General features: G+C 54.2%; 20 protein-coding genes. 6 read left to right on the top strand and 14 right to left on the bottom strand.

What is annotated here, in order from left to right; all coding sequences use genetic code 11:
* Positions 1-12 precede the first annotated feature (12 nt).
* On the bottom strand, positions 13-210 hold the full coding sequence (locus BTJ39_RS06140; protein WP_078001806.1) for a hypothetical protein: 198 nt from the start codon (positions 208-210) through the stop codon (positions 13-15).
* A gap of 245 nt (positions 211-455) precedes the next feature.
* Here BTJ39_RS06140 and lolC point away from each other — a divergent pair, with 245 nt between their 5' ends.
* From lolC to pepT, 5 genes are all read left to right on the top strand, one after another.
* Positions 456-1,655: a lipoprotein-releasing ABC transporter permease subunit LolC gene (gene lolC / locus BTJ39_RS06135; RefSeq protein ID WP_078001805.1), complete on the top strand. Its 1,200-nt coding sequence runs from the start codon at positions 456-458 to the stop codon at positions 1,653-1,655.
* Positions 1,648-2,352 (top strand): lipoprotein-releasing ABC transporter ATP-binding protein LolD, encoded by a 705-nt coding sequence (gene lolD / locus BTJ39_RS06130; RefSeq protein WP_078001804.1) that lies wholly within the window; start codon positions 1,648-1,650, stop codon positions 2,350-2,352. Before lolC ends, lolD begins: the two co-directional genes overlap by 8 nt.
* The gene (lolE, locus tag BTJ39_RS06125) at positions 2,352-3,596 is read left to right on the top strand and encodes a lipoprotein-releasing ABC transporter permease subunit LolE (protein ID WP_078001803.1); all 1,245 of its coding nucleotides are present in this window, start codon (positions 2,352-2,354) and stop codon (positions 3,594-3,596) included. Before lolD ends, lolE begins: the two co-directional genes overlap by 1 nt.
* Before the next feature lie 72 nt (positions 3,597-3,668).
* Complete coding sequence (gene cobB / locus BTJ39_RS06120) at positions 3,669-4,502, top strand: Sir2 family NAD+-dependent deacetylase (RefSeq protein WP_078001802.1); 834 nt, start codon at positions 3,669-3,671, stop codon at positions 4,500-4,502.
* Positions 4,503-4,648: 146 nt separating this feature from the next.
* Positions 4,649-5,884: a peptidase T gene (gene pepT / locus BTJ39_RS06115; protein ID WP_078001801.1), complete on the top strand. Its 1,236-nt coding sequence runs from the start codon at positions 4,649-4,651 to the stop codon at positions 5,882-5,884.
* Positions 5,885-5,975: 91 nt separating this feature from the next.
* Here the strand turns inward: pepT and BTJ39_RS06110 are convergent, their stop codons facing one another.
* From BTJ39_RS06110 to rluE, 8 genes are all read right to left on the bottom strand, one after another.
* Entirely contained in the window at positions 5,976-7,100 is a 1,125-nt protein-coding gene (locus BTJ39_RS06110; protein WP_078001800.1) for a ribosomal protein uL16 3-hydroxylase, read from the bottom strand.
* 54 nt (positions 7,101-7,154) lie between these two features.
* Positions 7,155-8,618 carry a two-component system sensor histidine kinase PhoQ gene (gene phoQ / locus BTJ39_RS06105; RefSeq protein ID WP_078001799.1) on the bottom strand — a complete coding sequence of 488 codons (1,464 nt, stop codon included), beginning with the start codon at positions 8,616-8,618 and terminating at the stop codon, positions 7,155-7,157.
* Complete coding sequence (gene phoP, locus BTJ39_RS06100) at positions 8,618-9,292, bottom strand: two-component system response regulator PhoP (RefSeq protein WP_078001798.1); 675 nt, start codon at positions 9,290-9,292, stop codon at positions 8,618-8,620. Before phoP ends, phoQ begins: the two co-directional genes overlap by 1 nt.
* Positions 9,293-9,424: 132 nt before the next feature.
* On the bottom strand, positions 9,425-10,795 hold the full coding sequence (gene purB / locus BTJ39_RS06095) for an adenylosuccinate lyase (protein WP_078001797.1): 1,371 nt from the start codon (positions 10,793-10,795) through the stop codon (positions 9,425-9,427).
* Positions 10,796-10,815: 20 nt separating this feature from the next.
* Positions 10,816-11,466: a high frequency lysogenization protein HflD gene (gene hflD / locus BTJ39_RS06090; RefSeq protein WP_078001796.1), complete on the bottom strand. Its 651-nt coding sequence runs from the start codon at positions 11,464-11,466 to the stop codon at positions 10,816-10,818.
* A gap of 37 nt (positions 11,467-11,503) precedes the next feature.
* Entirely contained in the window at positions 11,504-12,613 is a 1,110-nt protein-coding gene (gene mnmA, locus BTJ39_RS06085) for a tRNA 2-thiouridine(34) synthase MnmA (protein WP_078001795.1), read from the bottom strand.
* 61 nt (positions 12,614-12,674) lie between these two features.
* Entirely contained in the window at positions 12,675-13,151 is a 477-nt protein-coding gene (locus tag BTJ39_RS06080; RefSeq protein WP_078001794.1) for an NUDIX domain-containing protein, read from the bottom strand.
* Between the two features lie 78 nt (positions 13,152-13,229).
* A complete protein-coding gene (gene rluE / locus BTJ39_RS06075) occupies positions 13,230-13,829 on the bottom strand; it encodes a 23S rRNA pseudouridine(2457) synthase RluE (RefSeq protein ID WP_078001793.1) in 600 nt (199 codons plus the stop codon).
* A gap of 148 nt (positions 13,830-13,977) precedes the next feature.
* Between rluE and icd the strand changes: the two genes are divergently transcribed.
* On the top strand, positions 13,978-15,228 hold the full coding sequence (gene icd / locus BTJ39_RS06070; protein WP_078001792.1) for an NADP-dependent isocitrate dehydrogenase: 1,251 nt from the start codon (positions 13,978-13,980) through the stop codon (positions 15,226-15,228).
* Between the two features lie 112 nt (positions 15,229-15,340).
* On the opposite strand, the gene BTJ39_RS06065 is transcribed toward icd, so the two are convergent.
* The 5 genes from BTJ39_RS06065 to BTJ39_RS06045 form a co-directional block, all read right to left on the bottom strand.
* Entirely contained in the window at positions 15,341-16,468 is a 1,128-nt protein-coding gene (locus tag BTJ39_RS06065) for a site-specific integrase (protein ID WP_078001791.1), read from the bottom strand.
* Complete coding sequence (locus BTJ39_RS06060; RefSeq protein WP_078001790.1) at positions 16,449-16,694, bottom strand: excisionase; 246 nt, start codon at positions 16,692-16,694, stop codon at positions 16,449-16,451. The genes BTJ39_RS06065 and BTJ39_RS06060 overlap by 20 nt, the downstream gene beginning before the upstream one ends.
* Positions 16,695-16,737: 43 nt before the next feature.
* Positions 16,738-17,307 (bottom strand): 3'-5' exonuclease, encoded by a 570-nt coding sequence (locus tag BTJ39_RS06055; protein WP_078001789.1) that lies wholly within the window; start codon positions 17,305-17,307, stop codon positions 16,738-16,740.
* Between the two features lie 2 nt (positions 17,308-17,309).
* A complete protein-coding gene (locus BTJ39_RS24785; protein WP_176110247.1) occupies positions 17,310-17,483 on the bottom strand; it encodes a hypothetical protein in 174 nt (57 codons plus the stop codon).
* 165 nt (positions 17,484-17,648) lie between these two features.
* Positions 17,649-18,182, bottom strand: a complete 534-nt coding sequence (locus BTJ39_RS06045; protein ID WP_078002098.1) for a hypothetical protein — start codon at positions 18,180-18,182, stop codon at positions 17,649-17,651.
* Positions 18,183-18,289 lie beyond the last annotated feature (107 nt).

Genomic DNA, 18,289 nt, shown 5'->3' with positions numbered 1-18,289 from the left:
AAGACGGTGCGGTTATTGCTGTGGATGGAACATCGGCCGGTTGGCGTCAGCCCAGTTAAGCTCCTGCTCTGCATGATAGCTGTGGCTGCCATCATCCCATTTTATATAGTAGCCGCAGGATTTTTCGCCCTGTTCAAAGGTGTTGACCACCTCGCCGGTGATATCACCGCTTTTGTGCTTAACGATGCTGCCTTTCGGGTATTTGATCATCGTATCACCTCCTGGTTAACCCTCCGTCGCGCTACGCAGGGTATAACCATCAGGGTAAGGCAGGGCGAGTTAATAATCCGTTAATAGCGACGCTTTTTGCTGGTTTTTTATGCGCCGGGCCATCGCCGTTAATAAGTTGACAAAACAAAGTCCTTAACTCAGAGGCTTAGAGGTTCCATATCACGCAGCGGTACTTTATGATGCGGGGTTAATTTCTCGCTTTGAGCGCCACAAAGACGGATCTCATGTATCAACCTGTTGCGTTATTCATTGGTCTGCGTTACATGCGTGGACGCGCCTCCGACCGCTTCGGGCGGTTTGTCTCCTGGCTATCTGCTATTGGTATTACGCTTGGCGTAATGGCGCTGGTAACCGTTCTGTCGGTGATGAACGGCTTCGAGCGGGAGCTGGAGAAAAGCACCCTCAGCCTGATGCCGCAGGCGCTTATCACCAGCGAGCAGGGATCGATTAATCCCGCCCAACATCCGGCCAACGAACTGAAACTTCACGGCGTCAGCGATATTACGCCGCTAACCACCGGCGATGTGGTTATGCAGAGTGCAGCCAGCGTTGGCGTCGGCGTGATGATCGGCATCAATCCTGGCGAAAAAGATCCGCTGCTGCGTTTTCTGGTTAACAGCAATGCCGATGTGCTGCAGCCCGGTAAGTACAATGTGATCCTCGGTGAACAGCTTGCCAGCCAGCTCGGCGTCAAGCGCGGCGACCGGCTGCGCCTGATGGTGCCCTCGGCCAGCCAGTTTACGCCAGTGGGGCGCATTCCCAGCCAGCGGCTGTTTACCGTTGCAGGTACTTATGCCGCTAACAGCGACGTCGACAGCTATCAGATTTTGGTTAATCAGCAGGATGCTTCGCGGCTGATGCTCTATCCGCCCGGCAATATTACCGGCTGGCGTCTGTGGTTGAATAAGCCGCTGGATGTTGACAGCCTCAGCCATCAGGCTTTGCCTGCCGGGATGGTGTGGAAGGACTGGCGCGAACGCAAAGGCGAGCTGTTCCAGGCCGTACGGATGGAAAAAAATATGATGGGCTTGCTGCTAAGCCTGATCGTTGCCGTCGCGGCTTTCAATATTATTACCTCCCTTGGGCTGCTGATTATGGAAAAACAGGGTGAAGTCGCTATTCTGCAAACGCAGGGCCTGACCCGTCGCCAGATCGTGGCGGTATTCATGGTTCAGGGCGCGAGTGCGGGTATCGTCGGATCGCTGTTGGGAACGCTGCTCGGCGTGCTGCTGGCCAGCCAGCTGAATAACCTGATGCCGATGATTGGCCTGTTCCTTGAAGGCGCGGCGCTGCCGGTGGCGATCTCGGTTTCGCAGGTGGTGACTATTTTACTGGTGGCGATGCTGGTCGCGCTGCTTTCTACGCTTTATCCCTCCTGGCGCGCCGCCGCCGTTCAACCCGCTGAGGCTTTACGTTATGAGTGATACATTACTGTTGCAGTGCGACAAGCTGTGTAAACGCTATCAGGAGGGCAGCGTGCAGACGGACGTGCTGCGCGATGTGTCATTCGGCATCAACCCCGGAGAGATGATGGCCGTAGTGGGAAGCTCAGGATCGGGTAAAAGCACGCTGATGCATCTGCTGGGAGGGTTGGATACGCCAACCTCCGGCGAGGTGATTTTTAACGGCAAAGCCCTGAGCAAGCTGTCCCAGGCGGCGCGGGCCGATTTGCGCAATAGCGATCTCGGTTTTATTTATCAGTTTCATCACCTGCTGCCGGATTTTAGCGCCCTGGAAAACGTGGCGATGCCGCTGCTTATCGGCAAAAAAAGCAGCGCTGAGGCCCAAAAACAGGCGCTGGAAATGCTGAAAGCGGTTGGTCTGTCACAGCGCGCAGCGCACCGACCCTCAGAGCTTTCCGGCGGCGAGCGCCAGCGGGTGGCGATTGCGCGGGCACTGGTCAACAATCCGCGCCTGGTGCTGGCCGATGAACCGACGGGGAATCTTGATGCGCGCAATGCCGATGCGGTATTCGATCTGCTCGGTGAGCTGAATGCGCGCCAGGGAACGGCTTTCCTGGTGGTGACGCACGATCTGCATCTGGCAAAACGTCTGCCGCGCCAGATGGAGATGCGCGATGGGCAGCTAAGCGCCGACGTTACCCTGGCGGATATGTTGTAATGGCGGGCTCTCTCTCTTTTCTGCTCGGATTGCGCTTTAGCCGCGGCCGACGTCGCGGCGGCATGGTGTCGCTGATCTCCGTCATTTCTACCGTTGGCATCGCGCTTGGCGTCGCGGTGCTGATTGTTGGTCTTAGTGCGATGAACGGTTTCGAACGCGAGCTGAATAACCGTATTCTTGCCGTGGTGCCGCAGGGGGAAATTGAGCCGGTCAATCAGCCATTTACCGGCTGGGCGCAGATGCTGCCGGTGGTGCGTAAAGTGCCGGGCGTGGCAGCGGCGGCGCCCTATATCAATTTCACCGGTTTGATTGAAAGCGGCGCCAAACTACAGGCTATTCAGGTTAAGGGCGTTGACCCGCAGCAGGAAATGCAGCTCAGCGCGCTGCCGCACTATGTGCAGAATAACGCCTGGCAAAGCTTCGCGGCGGGAAAACAGCAAATAATCCTCGGCCACGGCGTGGCCAACAGCCTGAAGGTGAAGCAGGGCGACTGGATCTCGATTATGATCCCCAACAGCGATCCGGCGCACAAATTATTACAGCCAAAGCGCGTTCGCCTGCAAGTCAGCGGTATTCTGCAGCTTAGCGGCATGCTGGATCACAGTCTGGCGCTGGTGCCGCTGGCCGATGCGCAAAAATATCTTGATATGGGCGACAGCGTCACCGGCATAGCCATCAAGGCGCAGGACCCGTTCAGCGCCAATAAGCTGGTGCGCGCGGCGGGAGAAGCGACCCGGGCTTACGTTTATATCCGCAGCTGGATTGGCACCTATGGCTATATGTACCGCGATATCCAGATGATCCGCGCCATTATGTACCTGGCGATGGTGCTGGTGATCGGCGTTGCCTGTTTTAACATCGTCTCCACGCTGGTGATGGCGGTGAAAGATAAGAGCAGCGATATTGCCGTGCTGCGAACGCTGGGCGCCAAAGATGGTCTGATCCGCGCTATATTTGTCTGGTACGGGCTGCTGGCCGGGCTGGTAGGCAGCCTGAGCGGGGTAGTGGTCGGCGTGCTGGCGGCGCTGAATCTGACGCCGATCATGCGCGGAATTGAAGCCGTTACCGGCTTTCATTTTCTGTCGGGCGATATTTATTTTATTGATTTTTTGCCCTCCGAACTGCACTGGCAGGACGTGGTAATCGTATTGGTAACCTCACTGTTATTAAGCTTGATCGCCAGCTGGTATCCGGCACGGCGCGCCAGCCGTATAGACCCGGCGCGGGTGCTCAGCGGCCAGTAACGGAGCGGCTATTGACCAGGGTAAGGCGGGCACATCCCGCCTTATCTGATTTCAGGAAGCAGAGGATTTTTTATGCGCATTTCCCGTCGGCGCCTGCGACTGGCTCGATATAAAAAGAGCCGCCGCCTGATGCATCAACGCTTCAGGCAGCGAATTTTTGAACGCGACCGCAACCTTGAAATCGCCCGCCATCCTTTACCCAGGGTGGTTGTGCTTACCGGCGCAGGGATTTCTGCGGAATCCGGTATCCGTACCTTTCGTTCAGCGGATGGCTTATGGGAAGAGCATCAGGTAGAAGATGTCGCCACGCCGGAAGGGTTCGCCCGCGATCCGGCACTGGTGCAGGCGTTCTACAATGCCCGCCGCCAGCAGCTGCAACAGCCTGACATCTCGCCTAATCCGGCGCACCAGGCGCTGGCCAGGCTGGAAACGGTGCTGGGCGATAACCTGCTGGTGGTAACGCAGAATATCGATAACCTGCACGAGCGCGCCGGCAACGGCAACGTAATCCATATGCATGGCGAACTGCTGAAGGTGCGCTGCAGCCAGAGCGGCCAAATTCTGCACTGGGCCGGAGACGTCGGCGTGAATGACCGCTGTCATTGCTGTCAGTTTCCCTCGCCGCTGCGCCCGCATGTGGTGTGGTTTGGTGAAATGCCTCTGCAAATGGATGATATTTATCAGGCAATTGCCGAGGCGGATTATTTTCTGGCTATCGGCACCTCAGGCCACGTTTACCCCGCGGCGGGTTTTGTACACGAGGCTAAGCTGCAGGGGGCGCACACCGTTGAACTCAATCTGGAACCAAGCCAGGTAAACAGTGAATTCGACGAGAAAATATACGGCCCGGCCAGCGAGGTGGTGCCCGCCTGGGTGAGCGAATTTCTCCAGCAGGTCGAGCGCTGAATCCCCGCCAGCCTGAGGCGTTTAAAGGCCGCCGTTTGCCGGTAGTTTGCGCCGGAAGAAATATAATTGCGCTTATATTTAACCTGCCGCAACATTTCTTTGTGAGCAGACGATAATAATAAACTCAATTCTCAACGGGGTGGCTTATGACGCAATTACTTGAACGTTTTCTTAATTATGTAGCGATCGATTCTCAGTCCAAACCCCAGGCAAAGCAGGTGCCCAGTAGTGAAGGTCAGTGGCAAATGGCTGAGCTATTGAAAAAGGAACTGCAGGAACTCGGCCTGGCAAACATTAGCCTGAGTGAGCACGGCATTTTAATGGCGACCCTGCCGGGTAACGTTGACTGGCCAGTGCCGACGATTGGTTTCATTGCGCATGTCGATACCTCACCAGATTTTACCGCTAAACACGTAGAGCCGCAGGTCATTGAAAACTATCGCGGCGGCGATATTGCGCTGGGCATTGGTGATGAAATCCTGTCGCCGGTGCGCTTTCCTGCACTGCATCAGCTAACCGGCCATACGTTAATCACTACCAACGGTAAAACGCTGCTCGGCGCCGATGATAAAGCCGGCGTGGCGGAAATCGTTACTGCGATTGCTGAACTCAAGGACAGCAATCAACCTCATGGCGATATTCGCATCGCTTTTACCCCGGACGAAGAAATCGGCCGCGGTACGCACTATTTTGACGTCGGCCTGTTCGGTGCCGATTGGGCCTATACCGTTGACGGTGGCGGCATGGGTGAATTTGAATATGAGAATTTTAATGCCGCTTCGGTGACGGTGAAAATTACCGGTAATAACGTCCATCCCGGTACGGCGAAAAACGTGATGGTCAACGCGCTGGAATTAGCGGTGCGTTTTCAGTCCGCGATCCCGCAAAAAGAGCAGCCGGAGCATACCGAAGGCTATGAAGGGTTTTATCATCTGCATGGCATAAAAGGCACGGTGGAATCGGCGGAAATGCATTACATCATTCGCGACCACCAGCGTGAACGCTTTGAGGATCGCAAGGCGATGATGTCGACCATTGCTAACGGCATCAACAGCACGCTCAGCGACGGCTGCGGTATCGAGCTGAGCATCAGCGATAGCTATTACAATATGCGTGAAAAAGTTGAAGCGCATCCGCATATTATTGAGCTGGCGCTGCAGGCGATGCGCGACTGTAACATCGAGCCGGACGTTAAGCCTATTCGTGGCGGCACTGATGGCGCCGCCTTATCCTTTAAGGGGCTGCCCTGCCCGAATTTGTTTACCGGCGGCTTCAATTACCACGGCAAGCATGAGTTTGCCTCGCTGGATATGATGCAAAAGTCGGTCGAAGTGATTAAGCGTATTGCGCTGCTGACCGCCGAAGGCGTGCGGCGTCGTTAACCGCAGCGGGATTGATGTGATGACATTGATGCCGTAGCGGGCATCAATCTGACCGGGCCTGATTTAAATTCAGGCCCGTTTTATTAACCGCTTACTCTGCGCTGAAATACCAGTAACCGCCGTTGACCAACGCGGTCAGCTGCGCCAAAAATGAGGGATCGTCCAGCGTTGCGCCCAGCGCGACCTTATCTAAGGTCAGATGCTGTGCCAGCGCTTGCAGACCGGCCTGATTGTCGCACTCCAGACGCTCGCCGTTAACAAACACGCTGTCGGCAATCATCAGCACCCGCAGGCCGCCCAGCCTGAACAGACTGTCGCCGTCGGCCAGCGCTTCGTAAACCTCATTTGGCTGATAGGGCGGTTCCGGCGGGGCGATGTCCAGCTCATGACGCGACTGCGAAATAAACTCACCGAACCACTGGCGGAAGCTTTCCGGCTGCTGAATTAACTGCAGCATTTTGGCCTGAATGCCCTCCAGCTCCTGCGGCAAAATCACGGCGGCCTGGCTGCGCTGCTGAATATCCGGATCGCTGTAGCGCTCGCCGCCCAGCTCATGCTGCAAGGTGTAATCGGCAAAGCCGCTGATAAGTTCGCGTCCGCTTGGCGCGCGAAAGCCAACAGAGTAGTTAAGCGCATTCTCCAGCGAGTATCCCTCATGAGGGAAGCCCGGTGGAATATAGAGTATATCCCCGGTCTCCATCTCTTCATCAATGATGGCATCGAACGGGTCAACCTGAAGCAGGTCGGGGTGAGGGCAGTGTTGCTTCATCGGGATCTTTTCCCCGACGCGCCAGCGCCGGCGACCGGCGCCCTGAATAATAAACACATCGTACTGATCGAGATGCGGACCTACGCCGCCGCCCGGCACGGAAAATGAAATCATTAAATCATCGATGCGCCAGTCCGGCAGCGTGCGAAAGGGATGCATCAATAAGGCCGCAGGTTCATGCCAGTGGTCGACCGCCTGCACCAGCAGCGACCAGTTTGTTTCGCCGAGATGATCGTAGCTTTCAAAAGGACCGTGGCTGACCTGCCATTGCCCCTGCTGGTGACTGACCAGACGACTGTCAACCTCGCTCTCCATTGCCAGCCCGGCCAGTTCGTCCGGCGAGATCGGGTCGACAAAGTTTTTAAAGCCCCGTTTTAAAACCACCGGACGTTTTTGCCAGTAGCGCTGAAGAAAGTCGGGCCAGTTTAGATCGAGCTGATAGTCCATATTGGCATCCTGAAGGCGGTAAATGACGGAAATTATAACAGCCTGGCCGGTCGGTCACACATTGTTATCGGCGATTTCCTGACGATGGAAATAAACTTCCATGCGCGCGCCGCCGAGCGCAGCGGCGCTGATTTGTATATCGCCCTGGTATTGTTCAAGTATCTCGCGCGCCACGGCCAGTCCAAGGCCCTGGCCGGGACGCATGGTGTCGACCCGCTGACCGCGCTGAAAGATGATATCCCGCTTGCTTTCCGGAATGCCGGGGCCATCATCGTCGACAATCAAACAAAGGGTATCGCCGTCCTGACGCGCGCTGATTTCGACAAACTCCAGGCAATATTTGCAGGCATTATCCAGCACGTTGCCCATGACTTCCATAAAGTCATTCCGTTCGCCGATAAAGGTAATTTCCGGGGAAATATCCAGCGTGAGATCGACACCTTTACGCTGATACACTTTATTCAACGCAGAGCAAAGGCTATCGAGTAAGGCCGGCACCGAGTGCAACTCGCGTTTCAACACGCTGTGGTCGGCCTGCATGGTGGCGCGGTTCAGGTAGTAGCCTATCTGATGAGAAATACGGCTGATTTGCTCCAGCATCACTGGCTCTGCCTGTTCGATTGACAGCGTTTTGCCGCCGCGCAGCGCGCGCAGGGTGCTTTGCAGCACCGCCAGCGGCGTTTTCATGCTATGCGTCAGGTCCGCAAGGGTGGTGCGGTAGCGGGTGTAGCGCTTGCGCTCATTTTCCAGCAGCAGGTTAAGATTGCGTACCAGACCGCGCAGTTCGCGCGGAGGCTGTGGATCGAGCGTTTCCCGCTGGCCGGTTTCCAGCTCGCGAACCTGACTGGCCAGAACGCCAATCGGGCGCAGGCTCCAGTTAGCCGCCAACCAAAGCAGCGGCACGACCAGCAGCAGATTAAGCAGCAGCACATAGCTAAACCATGACCAGACAACGTCTGAGTGCTGTAACTCCTGCGGCATTGAGTCGATCACCACGATGGTCAGCGCCGGCAGGCGTCCCGTTGCGCGGTAGCGGTTTACCGCTACCGAGTGCGTAAAGGTATCGTTGCCGTCATCATCATAAGCGGTAATTTGGTTCTGAGCGTCGGCGTTATTCCCCAGGGCTTCCCGGCTAGTCTGGTTGGTGGTATCGATCTCGTAGAAGTTAGACTTTTTCAACCATTCGGGCTGAATCTTATTGCGTATATCGGGCACGCTACGCTGCTGCCATAGCAGCTGCCCCTGGTCGTTATAAATGAAGATCAGGGTTGGGAAGTTAAGGTTAAAACCCTGTGGGTGGGCAATAGTCAGCTTGCCATCGCGCCACTGTGCCAGGCTGTAAACCAGATTGCTTTCACCACGCATGATGCGGTAGCCGTTCTTATCAAAGCTGACCACATAGCCCACGACCGCCACCATGCCATATGCCAGCGATAAAACCAGTACGATGACTGCCGTAGCCAGCAGGAAGCGCGCACGCAGTGAAAAGGGCCTGGCGCCCGTAAACCACCCTCTCATCAGGCTGGCAGATCGAAGCGATAGCCCTGACCTCTGACGGTGGTGATCACATCCGTCGGATATTGAGCCAGCATTTTTTTGCGCAGCCGACCCATCAGTACGTCGATGGTATGGCTTTCGCGCAGCTCGGCATCCGGATAGAGCTGTAGCATCAGCGAGTCTTTGCTGACGACTTTACCGGCATTGCGGATCAGCGTTTCAATGATGGTATATTCGAAAGCGGTCAGCTTGATTGGATGTTCACTAATGGTCAGCTCACGGCGTGATAAATCGACCTGGAAGGGGCTTAGCGTGATCACCTGTGAAGCCAGGCCGCTATTGCGCCGCATCAGCGCCTGCAGGCGGGCTGAAATTTCTTCAATATGAAAAGGTTTGGTGACGTAGTCGTCGGCGCCGGCTTCCAGCGCTTCGACTTTAGCCTGCCAGCCGTCACGGGCGGTCAGTACCAGTATCGGCTGCTTAATGCCATCGTTGCGCCAGCGGCGGATCAGACTCATGCCATCCTCATCCGGCAGGCCGAGATCAACCAGCGCAATATCCGGAATGTGCTCCTGCAGAAAGTAGTCTGCTTCCCGTGCGTCCTCGGCAGCGTCGACCTGATGGCCTAACTCACGCAGCTGCACGGCCAGATGGTGACGCAGCAGGGCATTATCTTCCACTACCAGAACGCGCATAGTCTGTTCCTTATTTATGACTTTAACCAAATGTATGATAACTGAATAATTATAGTCGTAGTGAGATAAACCACAGATTAACGTAAACGGGAAGTCAACCCCCTCATAAACGAAGGGGTGAAAAACTAGCGCTTATTTCAGATCGTCAACCATCTGACTGGCGCGTCCGAGATAATTTGCCGGGGTCATTTGCTTCAGGCGATCTTTTTCGTGCTCAGGCAGCGCCAGACCGTCGATAAACGCCCGCATTCCTGCGGCATCGACACGCTTGCCACGGGTCAATTCTTTCAGCTTTTCATAGGGTTTCTCAATGCCATAACGGCGCATTACCGTCTGCACCGGCTCGGCCAGTACCTCCCAGTTGACATCCAGCTCCGCAAGCAGGCGCTCATGGTTGACTTCCAGTTTGGAGATGCCTTTCAGCGTGGCCTGGTAGGCTATCAGCGCATAGCCGATGCCTACGCCGAGGTTACGTAACACCGTGGAGTCAGTCAGATCGCGCTGCCAGCGGGAAACCGGCAGCTTGCTGGCCAGATGCTGCATCATGGCGTTGGCCAGGCCAAGGTTGCCTTCGGAGTTCTCAAAATCAATCGGATTGACTTTATGCGGCATGGTTGATGAACCAATTTCCCCGGCGATGGTTTTCTGTTTGAAGTGATTCAGCGCGATGTAACCCCAGATATCCCGATCAAAATCAATCAGGATGGTATTGAAGCGTGCAATACAATCAAACAGTTCGGCAATATAATCGTGCGGTTCGATCTGGGTGGTGTAGGGGTTCCAGCTGATGCCCAGCGACGTGACGAAGTCTTCACTTAGCTGATGCCAGTCGACTTCCGGATAGGCGGCAAGATGGGCATTATAGTTGCCGACCGCGCCGTTGATTTTGCCGAGGATCTCTACGTGCTCCAGCTGGCGCAGCTGGCGTTCGAAGCGATAGGCGACGTTAGCCATCTCTTTACCCATGGTAGATGGCGTCGCCGGCTGGCCGTGAGTGCGACACAGTAGCGGAATATCGCGGTATTCCACTGCCAGCTTTTTCACGGCGCTGATAATCTGGTTCCAGAAGGGGATCAGTACCTCACGGCGAGCGGTTTCCAGCATCAGCGCGTGGGACAGATTGTTAATATCCTCAGAAGTGCAGGCAAAGTGAATAAACTCTGAAACCGCCTGTAGCGCCGGCACCTGCGCGACTTTCTCTTTGAGAAAATATTCCACTGCCTTAACGTCGTGGTTAGTGGTGCGCTCAATGGTTTTAATTCTGGCCGCGTCCTGTTCGGAGAATGTGCTGACTATTTGATCAAGGAAAGCGTTTGCGTCGCGATCAAATAGGGGAACTTCCTTAATTTCTGCGCAGTCGGCCAGCTTCTGTAACCAGCGAACTTCCACCTCAACGCGAAACTTCAGTAAGCCAAACTCACTGAAAATTGCGCGCAGCGGGCTGACTTTGTCGCCGTAACGGCCATCGACGGGGGATACGGCGGTCAGAGAGGATAACTCCATGGGGGCAACTCCTGGATTGGTTAACAGTTAGTTGAGTGCGACGTTAATCGGTCTAACATCTTTTTCGCCTCGCCGGTCAGGCGGGCGCGTGAAAACATCAATTGCAGGCGGCCTCCGCCAACCTGATGCCAAAGTACGGCTGAACGCATACCGGCCAGCAGCGACGCCCGCACCTTGCTTTGCAGCTGTGCATTTTGCAGCACCGTCGGTGAGCCGGTGACCTGAATGCGCGGACCTAGCGGGCTAATGACATCAACGTAGATGCCGGCCATGGCGCTGAGCAGGGTGGGCGACATCAACTCATAGTGCGCCAGCTGGCGGTCCAACTGGGCAATACGCTGGCCAAGTTCGTCCAGCGCGGTCTGATTTTTACTTAACTTGCGCTCCAGCATCATCAGACTCAGGGTATAGCGCGTTAGCTCGGCGCCCAGCCCCTGACGACTGCTGCTGTTAAGCACCGCCATCAGCGTTTCCAGCCCCGGACGCAAATTGGCTTCATCGTTGCCAAAAACCGCCAGGGTCGACGAAGGGCTGAGATCCAGCAAGCTGCTTAGCGATACTTTTAGCGCCTGCGAATCGCAGTGCCCATGATGCGCTAGCTGCTGAACCAGATGCGCAGCCTGGCAAATCCCAGCCAGCGCCAGGGTAATCTCATAATAGTTTTTTGCCATGTCCCGCTTACTCCATTAGCAGCCTTTTTACTGTGCTTCAGGCGTCGATCAGCGGCAAACGCTGTTCAATAATACCGCCGCCAAGACAAACTTCATTCAGATAAAATACCGCCGACTGGCCGGGAGTGACGGCCGCTACCGGCGCGTCGAAGCGCACTTCAATGCGATCTTCATCCAACGGCGTGACGCGGCAAGGGATATCAGCCTGACGATAGCGCGTCTTCACCGTGCAGCGTAGCGGCGCGTTCAGCGTCTGGCGATCAACCCAGTGTAATTGCTGGGCTATCAGGCCGACCGACATCAGCCGTGGATGATCGCCACCCTGAGCGACAATCAGCTGATTATTAGCGAGATCTTTGTCGACCACATACCAGGGTTCATCGCCGGCTTCTTTCAGCCCGCCGATGCCAAGCCCTTTGCGTTGGCCGAGCGTATGGTACATTAGCCCCTGATGTTCACCGACCACCTCGCCATCGACGCTGAGGATTGCGCCGGGCTGGGCTGGCAAATAGCGGCCGAGAAAGTCGCGAAACTTACGCTCACCGATAAAACAGATGCCGGTTGAATCTTTTTTCTTTGCGGTTACCAGCTGCTGCTCTTCGGCCAGACGGCGCACCTCAGGCTTTTCCAGCTCGCCGACCGGAAACAGGCTTTGGGCTAGCTGCTGGTGGCTCAGGGTATACAGGAAATAGCTCTGATCTTTATTCTCATCGCGTCCGCGTAGCAGCTGGCTTTTGCCGTTGCTGTCGGCACGACGAACGTAGTGTCCGGTAGCAATAAAGTCGGCGCCAAGATCTTCGGCGGCATACTCCAGAAAGGCTTTAAACTTGATTTCCTTGTTGCAAAGAATATCCGGGTTTGGCGTGCGGCCCGCTTTATATTCGGCAAGAAAATGTTCGAATACATTATCCCAGTATTCGGCGGCAAAATTAATGGTGTGCAGCGGAATGTTCAGCTTATCGCATACCGCCTGGGCGTCGGCCAGATCCTCAGCGGAGGTGCAGTATTCCTCTCCGTCATCTTCTTCCCAGTTTTTCATGAACAAGCCTTCCACCTGGTAGCCCTGCTGAAGCAGTAACCAGGCGGAAACGGAGGAATCAACGCCGCCGGACATGCCGACGATCACTTTTTTCTGGCTGTCATACATGGGTATTACTCAAGATTAGGGTCGTACTGGCGACCGCGAAAAAAACAGGCGGCATAGTCTATCATGCGTTGCCGGCCTGCGCATCTTCGTTGAATGGCCACTGAAAGGCGCTAAGCAAGGTGAGCGGATAGCGGGTTCCCTGCTGATAAATACGCAGGCTTTCGGCAACCAGCGGCGAGCGTAACTTCTTGCCAGCGTTGAAAATATCCTCTGCGCTTAGCCACCAGCCGCAGTCAATATCGCGATCGTTTGGATGCGGCTCCACGCGACGTGGCAGGTCGAGGGCAAAAAGAAAGCGCAGAAAAGGCGTATTATCCGGCGCGATCCACTGATGAAGGTGCAGGAAAGCTTGCGGAACCGCCTCGATGCCGGTTTCCTCATACAGTTCGCGCACGGCGGCCTGCAGCAGCGTTTCGTCCGCTTCAAGGTGGCCGGCCGGCTGATTCCAGGTCGCGCGGCCGCGTACCCGTTCTTCTACCACCAGAAAATGATTCTCAGCTTGTACCACGGTAGCGACGGTGACGTGGGGTTTGAACATACCAGGTTTCCTCAGGCAGAAGGCATAAATAGTTTTTGACAGTAGCAGAGTCGCCGGCAGTTCTAAAGCCGGGTGCCCTCAGGATAACGCCAGCCACTCACCGCAGGCCAGTTCCCCCAGGCTGTATTCACCCAGCGCATAGCGGATCAGGCGCAACGTCGGGAAGCCGATATGCGCTGTCATCCGCCGCACCTGGCGGTTACGTCCTTCATACAGCGTCACTTTCAACCAGCTGGTGGGGATCGATTTTCTTTCACGGATTGGCGGCTGGCGCGGCCAAAGCCAGTCGGGGGCGGCGACAAGCTCCACCAGTGCGGGCAGCGTCGGGCCATCTTTCAGATTAACGCCATCGCGCAGCTGTTGCAGCGCCGGTTCATCCGGTTCGCCCTCGACCTGAACGTAATAAATTTTGCCGGTTCGCTTACCCGGCTGGGTCAGCCTGGCCTGCAACGCGCCGTCATTGGTCAGGACCATCAGTCCTTCGCTGTCACGGTCGAGGCGGCCAGCGGCATAAATATCGCTGATGGCGATGTAATCTTTCAGCGTGGCGCGGCCTTGCTGGTCGGTAAACTGGGGCAGTACGTCGTAAGGCTTATTAAACAGCACGATGCGCTGCGGGGCAGCGGCTTTTTTACGCGGCGCCGCCTTGCGGCTGAAACGTTTAGGTTTATGAATCATAAAGGAAGCTTTTCACAGATCTATGCAGTGACGGATAACAAGCGCATTATAGCTTAACGGTGAGAAGATTGGCGCGAGGGTAATATTCAAGTAGTATTGACGCGCATCTTACAAATCATTAACAAAAGAGCGCTCGAAGGAGAGGTTAATGGAAAGCAAAGTAGTTGTTCCGGCGGAAGGTAAAAAAATCACCCTGGATCAGGGCAAACTCAACGTTCCAAATAATCCCGTCATCCCGTTTATCGAAGGGGATGGTATCGGCGTTGATGTCTCGCCTGTGATGATCAAAGTGGTTGATGCCGCCGTACAGAAAGCTTACAACGGCGAGCGTAAAATCTCCTGGATGGAAATTTACACCGGTGAGAAGTCCGTTGAGCTGTACGGGCAGGATGTCTGGCTGCCGCAAGAGACCCTCGATCTGATTAAAGAATATCGCGTTGCGATTAAAGGTCCGCTTACTACGCCGGTCGGCGGTGGTATCCGCTCCCTGAACGTAGCCCTGCGCCAGGAGCTGGATCTTTACGTATGTCTGCGCCCGGTTCGTTATTACAAAGGCACGCCAAGTCCGGTAAAACGTCCTGAAGATACTGACATGGTGATCTTCCGCGAAAACTCAGAAGATATTTATGCCGGCATTGAATGGAAAGCCGGTACGCCTGAAGCGGATAAAGTGATCAAATTCCTGCGCGAAGAGATGGGTGTGAAGAAAATCCGTTTCCCGCAGCAGTGCGGTATCGGTATCAAACCCTGTTCAGAAGAAGGCACCAAACGTCTGGTGCGCGCTGCAATTGAATACGCCATTACTAACGACCGCGACTCTGTGACCCTGGTACATAAAGGGAACATCATGAAGTTCACCGAAGGCGCGTTTAAAGACTGGGGCTACCAGCTGGCGCGTGAAGAGTTTGGTGGCGAGCTGCTGGACGGCGGTCCGTGGGTGAAAATCAAAAACCCGAAAACCGGCAAAGATATCGTGGTAAAAGACGTGATTGCTGACGCCTTCCTGCAACAGATTCTGCTGCGTCCGGCTGAATATGACGTTATTGCCTGTATGAACCTTAACGGCGATTACATCTCTGACGCCCTTGCGGCTCAGGTTGGCGGTATCGGCATTGCGCCTGGCGCCAACATCGGTGATGAGTGCGCGCTGTTTGAAGCTACGCACGGTACGGCACCGAAGTACGCCGGTCAGGATAAAGTGAACCCGGGTTCCGTTATTCTTTCTGCTGAGATGATGCTGCGTCATCTGGAATGGTTCGAAGCGGCCGACCTGATTGTTAAAGGCATGGAAGGCGCGATCGCGGCCAAAACCGTGACCTATGACTTCGAGCGCCTGCTCGACGGCGCTAAACTGCTGAAATGTTCAGAGTTTGGTGATGCGATTATCGCGAATATGTAATTGCGATAATTGTTAAATATTTTAACGGGGGCTTAACGTCCCCGTTTTTATTATTAGCATTCGAACGGTTATCAAAATTTTATCAAAATAATTTATCAAAACCCCCCTCAATTCAGACTGCAATAGTGGTCCAGCCTTTACCCCGATCGTCGTGATAACGAGCCGTCTGGTTTGGTGATTTATGGCCGAGCAGCTTTTGAGTATCGATCCCCTGCACCTCATAAAGACGCTCAGCAAGAGAGCGTTGTTCATGGAAGGTTGCCGGCGTACCAGATCCCCAGTCAATACTCGCCTTATCTCGCGCTTTGCTGAAATTCATGGTAATGGTGTTGGACTTTACCTGCGCTCCACGTTCTGCCTGTGACGTAGCCCTGAAGAAGTGAACCAGATAGGGGCTTACTGCATAATCACGGCAACGAGACACCACATCACGTAAACTCCAGTTAATCGCATTCAGGCGCAGGGAAAGGGGGATCGCTATCTTGCTGCCTGTTTTTTCCTGAACCACATGCAGATGATCATCCCAAACATCGCTAAATTTCATATTAGATATATCACCCAGGCGCTGACCGGTGACGAGTGCGAGCAGCATAGCATTCCCCATATACCGATGGTTTGCATCGGCAATTTCGAAAATTTTCTGCCATTCTTCCAGACTAAGTCGCTGCCGGGTAATACGACGCCGTGGCTGCTTTGTTGCCAGGGCTGGATTGTAGCCCGGCGGAACCTCGCCGAAATGCTGAGCCTCTTTAAAGACATCGATCAGCACAGAGCGAATAACTTGTGCCATTCGTGGCTGCCCATCTGAAATATATCCTTCAAGAATCTCTGCAATATCACGAACATTCACTGATGAAATAATCTTTATTCCAACCCGCTCCCGAAGCAGAGCAACAGGCTTTGCTTTTTGTTTATGGGTATTTGGTCTTATATCTCCGCTTTCCAGTCTTTCATCCTGAATTTTCCAGTATCGGTCAAGCCATGTCGATGTGGTAATGGCCTTTCCTTTACTGGTAGCGATCTTGTCGCTGATTGCTAATATCTGGCGCGTGTGCTGTTCAGCCAACCGGGTATTTGCTTCACTCGCTATCGCAATAGCTTCTTCCTCATTTGTTCCGAGGCTGTGAAATTTACCCGTAATAGGGTGTTTATATCTCCAGTAAACTTTATTCACTTTACGGCTGTATAACGGGTAAAGGTTTGGTACCTTTACATTGTTTTTACGTGGTCTGGCAGCCATCGGATAATATCCTCTGAAGCAGTAATGGATCTGATTTTTTAATCACTGGTTGAGTTATATTTCCGGTTATTTCTGCATCTTCTCTTACCCTCCAGAATTTCCCCTCTTTCCGGGCTGGTGGGGTGAACATGCTTTGCTTGGCATACCGTCGTAACGTATTAAGACTTGGTGGATTACTCCGGTATTTTTCTGCGGCCCATTCTTCTAAAGTCATCATCTGAAGCATGGTGATTTCTCCATATAGCCCGGCTGCACCCGGGCTGTCAGGTTTATTCTTCAGTGTTAGTAAGCAGCAGTCGCTGCCAGATTGCCGATACATATTTCACCTGGTGGCGGGCATCGGCCAGTGCGTTGTGGGCCACACCGTCAAATGGCATATCACGTTTGGGGTCGAAACCAACCTCTTTGCCGAGCAGCACCATGGTGCGCACATCACTATCGTTCCAGAATTGCCACGGACAGATTAGGCCGGCACGTTCATAGGCTGAACGCAAAATAACGTTGTCGAAGTTGGCGCCATTTCCCCAGACTTTCAGATAACGCGGGTTGTCAGAGTTACGGCTGATAAACGAGTTCAGTTCAGAGAGAACTTCGGTGATGTGTCTGGTATCGTCGGTACAAATTGCGGCGCGAGCCTCCTCTGATTGCTTCAGCCACCACAAGATCGTGTCACCGTCAGGCGTTGCCCCCTGATCCATGGCGCTGGCGAGGTTGACGGCCACATGGAACTCGGCGCCCAGCTCACCGCTTTTAGGGTCGAAGAATACAGCGCCGATCGCAACTATTGGCGCGGCAGGCTTATTGCCCATTGTTTCGAGGTCAATCATAAGATGGTTCATTTTTAGCTCTCAAATTTCCAGGTATGGTTAACGATTTCAGTGGCACCGCCACGGCATGGGTTGTCCAGCTTCATCCCGTTACACTGACCGTACTCAACATCCACCCAATCAGAAATATCTTTGTCGGTAGCGTACTCAGGAACGTCAATTTCCAGTGTTATGACGATGGTTTTCATGCCAGTATTCTCACAGGCAGAGGAGATAAACCTGGAAAACATAATAACCCGGCTGTCAGCCATGTCCCTGCAAGACTTGAAAAGAACATGGTAAACATTACCGGTTCAGCTATTTTTTTCATTACTGAGGCTCCCAAAACGGTTGCTTAATATGTTGTTGTGGTATCAAAGTCTTCTTCCTGTAAGCTCGTTATATCGGGCTAAAAAAAGACCATAAGCCTGACCGGGCTTGAGCGGGTTAGTGATGATAATAAGGTCGGAGGGAGGGATCCCTTCCAGCACTGGCCAGCCAGAGCCATCATCCAGATCAAGGTCACGGCGTTCTGTTGCCAGCATGACGAGATCGGCATATCTGACCGGCCCGCTCATGGTGGCGGGTAATCCGTATCTCTCGCGGATCACAATATCCACCGTTTCTTCCAGACGCTGGTAATCAGGCAGCAGACGCTTTAAGGGTGCCGGAATATCCTGGCAATAAGCCTCTGCGGCATCGTGCAGCAGCGCTTCCAGTGCAAATTCAGCCGGTACAATTTGGCTACATAACACTGCATGCTGAGCGACGCTGTAAAATTCCGGGACATGCCCTGCAAAACGGCAAATATTAGACAAAGCAACGGCTATATCTTCCGTGATGATTTGACTGGTCGTCATATTCCGGTAATCAATATGTTGTCCGGTAAAGGTTGTAAGGAAAGGCATATATTCTCCATATATTTGCAGCTGCACCTGCGGCCGATTTCGGGTGTGCGCATCCCTCGCCAGATGGCGATAAATAATGGAATTACGCTTCACTAATTGCCCCGCAG

The sequence above is a fragment of the Izhakiella australiensis genome, assembly GCF_002006995.1.
GTDB lineage: Bacteria > Pseudomonadota > Gammaproteobacteria > Enterobacterales > Enterobacteriaceae > Izhakiella > Izhakiella australiensis.
The sequence above is the reverse complement of the archived record's forward strand: the minus strand, read 5'-3'. Positions and strand labels throughout refer to the sequence as shown.

Coding starts and splice junctions, on each gene's coding strand:
- BTJ39_RS06140 (WP_078001806.1), bottom strand. CDS start 210: ATGATCAAATACCCGAAAGGCAGCATCGTTAAGCACAAAAGCGGTGAT.
- lolC (WP_078001805.1), top strand. CDS start 456: ATGTATCAACCTGTTGCGTTATTCATTGGTCTGCGTTACATGCGTGGA.
- lolD (WP_078001804.1), top strand. CDS start 1,648: ATGAGTGATACATTACTGTTGCAGTGCGACAAGCTGTGTAAACGCTAT.
- lolE (WP_078001803.1), top strand. CDS start 2,352: ATGGCGGGCTCTCTCTCTTTTCTGCTCGGATTGCGCTTTAGCCGCGGC.
- cobB (WP_078001802.1), top strand. CDS start 3,669: ATGCGCATTTCCCGTCGGCGCCTGCGACTGGCTCGATATAAAAAGAGC.
- pepT (WP_078001801.1), top strand. CDS start 4,649: ATGACGCAATTACTTGAACGTTTTCTTAATTATGTAGCGATCGATTCT.
- BTJ39_RS06110 (WP_078001800.1), bottom strand. CDS start 7,100: ATGGACTATCAGCTCGATCTAAACTGGCCCGACTTTCTTCAGCGCTAC.
- phoQ (WP_078001799.1), bottom strand. CDS start 8,618: ATGAGAGGGTGGTTTACGGGCGCCAGGCCCTTTTCACTGCGTGCGCGC.
- phoP (WP_078001798.1), bottom strand. CDS start 9,292: ATGCGCGTTCTGGTAGTGGAAGATAATGCCCTGCTGCGTCACCATCTG.
- purB (WP_078001797.1), bottom strand. CDS start 10,795: ATGGAGTTATCCTCTCTGACCGCCGTATCCCCCGTCGATGGCCGTTAC.
- hflD (WP_078001796.1), bottom strand. CDS start 11,466: ATGGCAAAAAACTATTATGAGATTACCCTGGCGCTGGCTGGGATTTGC.
- mnmA (WP_078001795.1), bottom strand. CDS start 12,613: ATGTATGACAGCCAGAAAAAAGTGATCGTCGGCATGTCCGGCGGCGTT.
- BTJ39_RS06080 (WP_078001794.1), bottom strand. CDS start 13,151: ATGTTCAAACCCCACGTCACCGTCGCTACCGTGGTACAAGCTGAGAAT.
- rluE (WP_078001793.1), bottom strand. CDS start 13,829: ATGATTCATAAACCTAAACGTTTCAGCCGCAAGGCGGCGCCGCGTAAA.
- icd (WP_078001792.1), top strand. CDS start 13,978: ATGGAAAGCAAAGTAGTTGTTCCGGCGGAAGGTAAAAAAATCACCCTG.
- BTJ39_RS06065 (WP_078001791.1), bottom strand. CDS start 16,468: ATGGCTGCCAGACCACGTAAAAACAATGTAAAGGTACCAAACCTTTAC.
- BTJ39_RS06060 (WP_078001790.1), bottom strand. CDS start 16,694: ATGCTTCAGATGATGACTTTAGAAGAATGGGCCGCAGAAAAATACCGG.
- BTJ39_RS06055 (WP_078001789.1), bottom strand. CDS start 17,307: ATGAACCATCTTATGATTGACCTCGAAACAATGGGCAATAAGCCTGCC.
- BTJ39_RS24785 (WP_176110247.1), bottom strand. CDS start 17,483: ATGAAAACCATCGTCATAACACTGGAAATTGACGTTCCTGAGTACGCT.
- BTJ39_RS06045 (WP_078002098.1), bottom strand. CDS start 18,182: ATGCCTTTCCTTACAACCTTTACCGGACAACATATTGATTACCGGAAT.